The following is a 7,956-nucleotide window of genomic DNA, read 5'->3' on the forward strand; positions in this document are numbered from 1 at the left end:
GGACCGCTTGAGCCAGGCGAGGGGACTGGCGGGGGTATCCAGCGTGGGGAGGTCGGCGGCGCGCGCACCGGCGACGATCAGGGTGGCGCGGGACAGGCCGCGTGCAGGCAATTCCTCGGCCAGCAGGGCCACGCCGGAAGACGACATGACCGTCCCGCCGCCGCGCGCGACCACGCGGATGCGGTAGGGCGCGGGGAGGCCGGCGTCGCGCGCGTCATCGTTCGCGCTGGCGAAAACCTGCACTGGGCCGGTCGCGTCCAGCAGCACGAAGTGCGGGTACACCAGCACCCAGATGTCGATTGGCGGTCGCGGGGTCATGTGGCGGATATTCAACCATGGTTGTCATTTCTGTCAACGGCTGGCGGGCCAGAATACAGTCTCGATAACGTGGAGAGACAGGTATGACTGGGGGAAGGGGACGGGTTCTGGCCCATGCGGCGAGGGCAGTACAGGGTGTAGTGTTGGCCATGCTGGCGTGTGCCGCTTGCGCGGCGGAGCCGCCGGGGTGCGTGAAGGCGGCCGACCTCGGCGCTCCCCGTGCGCTGCCTGCAGCATCCGCGGATTCGCTGCTGCCGGTGCAGTTGCGGATGGAGGTGCCGGTTGCACCGGCCCCGCTGCCCAGCATGGGACGGAGTTACCTGTACTACGAACTGCATTTGCAGAGCTTTTCGTCCGAGGCGATGATGCTGATCAGCGTGGAAACCATCGTGCCCGGCGCCCGCACGGACGAGGCTCGCGTGATTGCTCGCAGCCCTGCGCAAGTGAGGGAGCTCGGGCCACGGCAGGGTGCCGTCGTCTTCTTGTGCCTCGCGTTTGATGGCGCCGTCCCGGTGCCGGACAACATTCAGCACCGCGTGCTGCTGGCTGACGGCACGGCGGTAGCGGGCGCGCCGCTGGCGGTTGTGCGCGGGCCGCTGCCGGTACTGGGCGCGCCGCTCGCCGGTCCTGGCTGGACCGCCGGCAACGGCCCCTCGCTCGAAGCGCATCACCGTATCGGCGTGCTGGTGCTCGATGGGCGGCCATGGCTCGCGCGGCGCTATGCCATCGATTGGAAGAAGTACCGCAACGGCCGTTCGTATGCGGGCGATGCGCGCGACGTGCACTCCTATTTCGCATACGGCGAAAAGGTGTTTGCGGTGGCCGATGGGATGGTCGTGGTGGCCCAGGACGGCCAGCCGGACAACGTCCCGCGCACGGCCATAGGCTTCACACCCGCTGTACCGCTGACGATGGAAAACCTGGGCGGGAACATGGTGACGCTCGGCCTGGGCGGCGGCCGGTTCGCCACCTACGCCCATCTGCAGCCGGGCAGCGTGCGCGTGCAGGCGGGCGACCGGGTGCGCCGCGGGCAGTGGCTGGGCCGCATCGGAGGCTCAGGCGACGCGCGCGAGCCGCACCTGCACTTCCAGGTCACGGATGGCCCGGCGATCCTGGCCAGCGAAGGCTTGCCGTACGTGCTCGATCGCTATCATCTTGGCGGGCAGACCGGCGGCGCGGCCGAGCGCCGCCACGAATTCCCGCTGGGAGAACCCGAGGTCGATTTCGCAAAAGAGGTGAACGATGAACGCACGCAGTGAGGTAGTGGTCGGGATTTACCTGTTCGACCAGGTCGAACTGCTCGATTTCGCCGCGCCCTTTGAAGTGTTCACCACTGCGAGCCGGGTCGCCGCACGGCGCGGCATGGACGTGCGCTTCGAAGTGGTAACGCTGGCCATGGCGCCTGGCCGGTATCAGGCACGTGCCGGACTCGAACTGCCCGCGGCGCAGGGCCTGCACGACCATCCGCCGCTGGACATCGTGATCGTCCCTGGCGGCGTGGTGGATGGCCAGCGCGCGCTGGCGCCGCTCAGCGCCTGGCTGCGGCAGCAGGCTGCCACCGTGCCGATCGTGGCGTCGGTGTGCACAGGGGCGTTCCTGCTCGCCGACGCGGGCCTGCTCTACGGCCGCCGCGTGACCACGCACTGGGAAGACCTCGACGACCTGGCCCGCGCCTGCCCGCAGGCCGAGGTGGTGCGCGGCGTGCGCTGGGTCGACACGGGACCGGTCGTTACCTCGGCCGGTATCTCCGCAGGCATCGACATGTCGCTGCACCTGGTCGCCCGCGTGGCCGGGCTGGATCTCGCACAGGCCACCGCGCGCCAGATGGATTACGAGTGGCGCGCGGCTCCGTGAGGCGGCCGGCTGGTCACGCGATCAGCGCGTGCACGCTGGCGTAGCCGGTCGCGATGGCGATGGCCAGCACGAGCAGGAGGGACTTCGCGACTTCGGCGGTGTCGCGGCGGGAGAGGTGGTCGTTGCGGTTCATGGTGAGCTCCTTGGGAAAAGTGGTTGCGATGGGTGTATGGTGCGGGTGTAGAATACTTTTGTAAAATTGAAAGTTCTCGCATAACACTGAAGGAAAACTCATATGTCGACCCCACTCTTTCCACTGGACCTGATGAAGACCCTGGTGGCCGGCGTGCAGGCCGGTGGGTTCGCGAAAGCGGCCGAGAAGATCGGGCGCACGCAGTCCGCCATCAGCCTGCAGATGAAAAAGCTGGAGGAGCTGGCCGGGACCGAGCTGTTTGAAAAGCAGGGCCGCGTGCTGGCGCTCACGCCCAGCGGCGAAACCATGTACCACTACGCCCAGCGCATGCTGGAGCTGAACGAGGAAGCCGTGACCGCAGTGCGCGGCGCGGGCGTGGCGGGGGAAGTCAAGGTGGGGATGTCGATGGACTTCGAGCACACCTTCCTGCCCAATGTGCTGGCGCGCTTCGGGCGCGCGCATCCGCAGATCGTGCTGGACCTGCACGTGGACCGCAACACGGCGCTGCGCACCAAGGCGGCGCGCAAGGAGCTCGATGTGGCGGTGCTGTTTTCGAATGAGGTGAAGGCCGAGCAGACCGTGGGGCAGGTGCCAATGGCGTGGATTGGGCAGCGCGATCTGGCCTGGCAACGCGATGAACCGCTGCCTCTGCTGTTGCTGGAAGCACCGTGCGTGTTCCGCGACGCGGCGCTGCGGGCGCTCGATGCGGCAGGGATCCGCTGGCGCATCGCGGTCACCAGTCCCTCGCTGGGCGGCCTGTGGGCGGCCGCGCGCGCGGGTCTCGGCCTCACCGTGCGCACGGCACTGGCGGTGCCCGCGGAACTCGCGAACCTGGGCGATGAACTGGCGCTGCCCGCGCTGCCGGAGATCGGCGTGTGCGTGGTCGAAGCGGCCCGCACGCCCGCGCCGCCGGTCGCGCTGATGACGCGCACGGTGACCGAGGTGCTGCATTCGCAACTCGACATCTAGGGACTCTGTCTCTGGCCGCGGACTCGCCGGGCCATACGGCTGAGCCGTTAGAGCTGCACTTCTGCCGCTCAGCACGCCGGGGTACGTCCCCGGCGGGCTGAGGCGCAAAAGTGTGCCGGTGATGAGGCGGCCGCCGCGGCTGGGCTGAAGGTTCCCGCCAGCCGTGTTAGCATCCTGCCGATTCGCATTGTCTGGAGCCCTTATGCCTCGTCTGAAGCCGCGTCCTCTCGCTGCCACGCTGTTCGCCCTGTTCGCCGTCCCTGCCGCGCAGGCGCAGGAAGTCGTCAAGATCGGCATGGCCGGGCCCTTGTCGGGCGAGATTGCGCACCTGGGCAAGGCGCTGGAAAACGGCGCGGTGCTGGCCATCGATGACCTGAACGCGCGCAAGCTCACCATCGGCGGGAAGAAGGTGACCTTCAAGCTGCAGAGCGAGGACGATGCGGCCGATCCGAAGCAGGGCACCGCCGTGGCGCAAAAGCTCGCCGATGCGCGCGTGAACGGCGTGGTCGGCCACGTGACTTCGGGGACCACGGTGCCCGCCTCGCGTATCTACAACCAGGCCGGCATCCCGCAGATTTCGCCGTCCGCCACCACCGCGGTCTACACGCGCCAGGGCTTTGCCGGGGCCTTCCGCGTGGTCGCCAACGACGCCAAGCTGGGTGGCACGCTGGGTCGCTACGCGGTCGGTTCGCTCGGCGCCAAGCGCATCGCCGTGATCGACGACCGCTCGGCCTACGGCCAGGGCGTGGCCGACGAATTCGTGAAGAGCGCGCGCACCAAGGCGCAGATCGTGGACCGCGAATTCACCAACACAAAAGCGACCGATTTCTCCGCCATCCTCACCAAGATCAAGGCCAAGAAGCCGGACCTGATCTTCCTCGGTTCGATGGACGCGGTGGCCGGCCCGCTGCTGCGCCAGATGAAGGCGCTCGGCATGCCCGTGAAGCTGATGGGCGGCGACGGCATCTGCACGGACGCCTTGCCGCGCCTGGCCGGGGATGGCATGCGCGATGGGGAAGTGATTTGCGCGGAGGCGGGCGGTGTCGATGCGTCGCGCGAAAAGGCGGTGGCGGAATGGACCAAGCGCTTCCACGACCGCTTCCACAGCGACACGCAGACCTACGCGCCGTACGCCTACGACGCGGTGATGACGATGGCGGCCGCGATGCAAGCCGCCCAGTCCACGCAGCCGTCCAGGTACCTGCCCGCCCTCAAGCGCGTGAAGCACGACGGCCTGACCGGCACCATCGCCTTCGACGCCGCCGGCGACATCAAGGACGGGGCGCTCACGCTCTACACGTACAAGGCCGGCGCCCGCACCAAGCTCGAAGTGATCCGCTGAAGCGGCCCGTCCAAAGGCGGAGCCGCACCGCTCGCCCCGGCCGGGCAAGGCGGCCCGCAGGCTCCAAAACAAACGGCCGCCCGGAGGCGGCCGTGCGGTGGGAAGCGGGAGCGCTTACTGGTTGCGGCGGCGGAGCGAGACGGCGCCCGCGAGGCCGAGGGCGAACAGGGCCAGGCTGCCCGGTTCCGGGGCCTTGGCCGTCACGCTGGTGATGCCTTCGATGACGTCGTTCTGGCACGTCTCGCCCCAGTGCAGCGCGATGTCGTTCAGCGTCGCCAGGCCGGTGCCGGCCACGTTCAGAGTGAAGATGATGTCCTGGTTCGCATCCACCTTCCACGAACCGGTGACCGCAGTGTTATTCACCTTGGCGACCTTGGCGCCGCTGCCCGCAGCCGTGTTCACGGCCACTTCCTGGCCGTTGCGGTAGTAGCAGTTCTGCCCCAGCGAGCAGCCCATCACGTTCTCGGAATTCAGGATGTTGGCCGCGTTGTTCACGCCCGTCAGCTGGTACAGGGTGAAGGTGCCGCCCGTGTTGGACCAGCGGTTGTCCAGGCTCAGGCCATAGCTCCACTTGGTGCTGTTGGACGAGTTGTCCAGCGCATGGTGCACGTCGGTGCCGTACGGGTTCCAGCTCCCGTTCAGGAACAGATCCCCGTAGCCGATGCCCTTGGCCGTGATATTCGAGTCCGCACCGGCGTGTCCGGCGAAGTTGGTGACGATCTTGATGGTCAGGACCGTGCCACTCTTGGTCACTTCCGCGCGGGCGATGTCGTAGGTACTGTCGCCGATCACGTCACCATAATTGTGGGCGTCCGCGCCCCAGTAGGTGTCCTGGATGACACCCGCATGCGCACCCGCACCGGCGAGGGCGACGAGTGTGGTGGCGATGGCTTTAGTTAGTAGGCGCACAATAAAGTTTCCGTGGTTGCAAGCGGCAGTATATCAAGCAAATCACGTGCCAATAGGAAAAATCTGAGCCTGATCAACGAGTTGTTGTTTTTCAATCAGACTAATCCTACACACTTGTAAAGAAAACCGACAGTCACTGCCTCGACCGCACGATTGAACTCACGATTCTTGCCATAAGTATACACTTAGTCCTTTTCCCCGGATGAGATGGACATGACGGTCTCCCCCGTTGACGTATCGAGTTTCAAGCGCATCCTGGCGCGCAATGTCGCGTTGCCGCTCGCCGTTGGGGTGGCCAGCGCGGCGGTGTTCCTGGCCATCGTGTTCTACCTCCTGAACGTCATGAGCGCGGTCGAGCACTCGGAGCGGGTGATCGGTCAGGCCAACCAGGTGGTCAAGCTGGTGGTGGACCAGGAGACGGGTTTGCGCGGCTTCCTGATCACGGGCGACGAGACCTTCCTCCAGCCTTACAACGTGGCGCGCCCACGTTACGCGCCGGAATTCGAAGCCCTGCAAGAGCTGGTCGCCGACAATTCCGCGCAGCTGGCCCGCCTGCGCCAGGCGCGGGCGATGCAGGGCGAGTGGGACCGCTTTGCTGCCACGGTGATCGAGGCGCGCCGCCGGGGCGGCGACTTCCTCACGCCGGTCAAGGAAGGGCGCGGCAAGAACAACACCGACGAGGTGCGCCGCCAGTTCGAGCAGTTCATCGCCGACGAACACGCGCTGCGCGAGGAACGCAGCACCACCGCGCGCCGCGTGGTGGTGTCCACGGTCAGCTTCTATCTCGTGTTCAGCCTCGGGGTCGCGGGCCTGCTGGCCTACTTCGGCCGCCGGGAGCTCATGCGCCTGTCGAATACCTACGGCGACGCGCTCGCCCAGCAGTCCACCCACAACGAATTCCTGCAGCAGCAAACCTGGCTGCGCACCGGCGAGAGCGAGCTGGCGACGCAGACCGCGGGCCAGGAATCGCTCGCCGCGCTGTCGCGCAGTGCCCTCGAATTCGTGGCGCGCTATCTCGATGCCGCCGTCGGCGCCTTCTATGTGCGCGAGGACGACGGCTCGCTGCGCCGCGTGGCCTCCTATGCGTTCGGCGACCGTGCGGGCGCGCATGGCGACGTGCTGCAGCCGCGCGAATCGCTGGTCGGCCAGGCCGTCGACGAGGGCCGTGTGATCCGGCTCGAGGACGTGAGCCCGGACTACATCAAGGTCAGCTCGGGCCTGGGCGCCGCTGCGCCGCGCCACCTGCTGATCGCGCCTTTCAATAACGAGGGCAAGATCAATGGAGCGCTGGAGATCGGCTTCATGCGCCCGCTCACGCAGCGCGAGATTGAATTCCTCAACGCCGTCGGCGACAACCTGGGGGCGTCCGTGGCCGCCGCGCGGTACCGCCAGCGCCTGCAGGAAGTGCTCAGCGAAACCCAGCAGCTCAACGAGGAACTGCAGGTGCAGCAGGAGGAACTGCGCACCGCGAACGAGGAGCTGGAAGAGCAGTCGCGCGTGCTGGAAGAAGCGCAGACCAACCTGGAAAACCAGCAGGCCGAACTCGAACAGACCAACGAGCAGCTGTCCGCGCAAGCCCAGGTACTCGACCAGCGCAACACGGCCCTCAACGACGCGCGGGTGCAGCTGGAAGACCGAGCGCGGGAGCTGGAGCGCGCGAGCCGCTACAAGTCCGAGTTCCTGGCCAATATGTCGCACGAGCTGCGCACCCCGCTGAACAGCTCTCTCATCCTGGCCAAGCTGCTGTCCGAGAATGCACCGGGCAACCTGAATGAGGAGCAGGTGCGCTTTGCCCAGACCATCTACTCGGCAGGCAACGACCTGCTCAGCCTGATCAACGACATCCTCGACATCTCCAAGGTAGAAGCGGGCAAGCTGGAACTGGACCCCGAACAGCTGCCGCTGCGCCGCGCGGTGGAGAGCCTGGCCATGATCTTCGAGCCGCTGGCGATGCAAAAGCAGCTCGAGTTCCGGGTCGAGTTCGAGCCGCAGGTACCGGCCTCGCTGTACACGGACCGCCAGCGGCTGGAGCAGATCCTCAAGAACCTGCTGTCCAACGCGATCAAGTTCACGGACCGCGGCAGCATCGTGCTGCGGGTACGGGCGGCGCCGCCGGGCCATGTCAGCTTTGCGGTGACCGACTCGGGCATCGGCATCCGGCGCGACCAGCAGGAGATCATCTTCGAAGCGTTCCGCCAGGCCGATGGCTCGACGGCGCGCAAGTACGGCGGCACGGGCCTGGGCCTGTCGATCTCGCGCGACCTCGCGCATCTGCTGGGCGGGGCGATCACGGTGGAGAGCGAAGAGGGCCGGGGCAGCACCTTCATCCTCACGCTGCCGCTGGACTGGAGCGGCGCTCCCGCCGTGGAGCCCCCCCAGGGCCGTGCTCCGGCCGATGGTGCCGGCGGCCACGCGGCCCGCGGCCTGGCAG

Annotated in this window: 7 protein-coding genes; 5 read left to right on the forward strand and 2 right to left on the reverse strand. The window is 67.1% G+C overall.

Features of this window, described 5'->3' with window-relative positions:
• Positions 1-318, reverse strand: a 318-nt coding sequence (locus E4L96_RS18160) for a type 1 glutamine amidotransferase family protein (RefSeq protein WP_502654457.1), incomplete at its 3' end; no start/stop codon positions are given.
• 149 nt (positions 319-467) lie between these two features.
• Between E4L96_RS18160 and E4L96_RS18165 the strand changes: the two genes are divergently transcribed.
• The 4 genes from E4L96_RS18165 (at position 468) to E4L96_RS18180 (ending at position 4,616) form a co-directional block, all read left to right on the forward strand.
• Positions 468-1,577: a M23 family metallopeptidase gene (locus E4L96_RS18165; RefSeq protein WP_167758735.1), complete on the forward strand. Its 1,110-nt coding sequence runs from the start codon at positions 468-470 to the stop codon at positions 1,575-1,577.
• Positions 1,561-2,172, forward strand: coding sequence for a DJ-1/PfpI family protein (locus E4L96_RS18170; RefSeq protein ID WP_135208625.1), 612 nt, complete (start codon positions 1,561-1,563; stop codon positions 2,170-2,172). Before E4L96_RS18165 ends, E4L96_RS18170 begins: the two co-directional genes overlap by 17 nt.
• A gap of 235 nt (positions 2,173-2,407) precedes the next feature.
• Positions 2,408-3,274: a LysR substrate-binding domain-containing protein gene (locus E4L96_RS18175; RefSeq protein WP_135208626.1), complete on the forward strand. Its 867-nt coding sequence runs from the start codon at positions 2,408-2,410 to the stop codon at positions 3,272-3,274.
• Between the two features lie 202 nt (positions 3,275-3,476).
• Positions 3,477-4,616, forward strand: a complete 1,140-nt coding sequence (locus E4L96_RS18180; RefSeq protein ID WP_135208627.1) for a branched-chain amino acid ABC transporter substrate-binding protein — start codon at positions 3,477-3,479, stop codon at positions 4,614-4,616.
• Positions 4,617-4,730: 114 nt separating this feature from the next.
• On the opposite strand, the gene E4L96_RS18185 is transcribed toward E4L96_RS18180, so the two are convergent.
• On the reverse strand, positions 4,731-5,525 hold the full coding sequence (locus E4L96_RS18185; RefSeq protein ID WP_135208628.1) for a PEP-CTERM sorting domain-containing protein: 795 nt from the start codon (positions 5,523-5,525) through the stop codon (positions 4,731-4,733).
• A gap of 213 nt (positions 5,526-5,738) precedes the next feature.
• Here E4L96_RS18185 and E4L96_RS18190 point away from each other — a divergent pair.
• On the forward strand, positions 5,739-7,956 hold a 2,218-nt coding region (locus E4L96_RS18190; protein ID WP_135208629.1), incomplete at its 3' end, for a CHASE3 domain-containing protein.

The sequence above is a fragment of the Zemynaea arenosa genome (assembly GCF_004614185.1).
Taxonomy (GTDB): domain Bacteria; phylum Pseudomonadota; class Gammaproteobacteria; order Burkholderiales; family Burkholderiaceae_D; genus Telluria; species Telluria arenosa.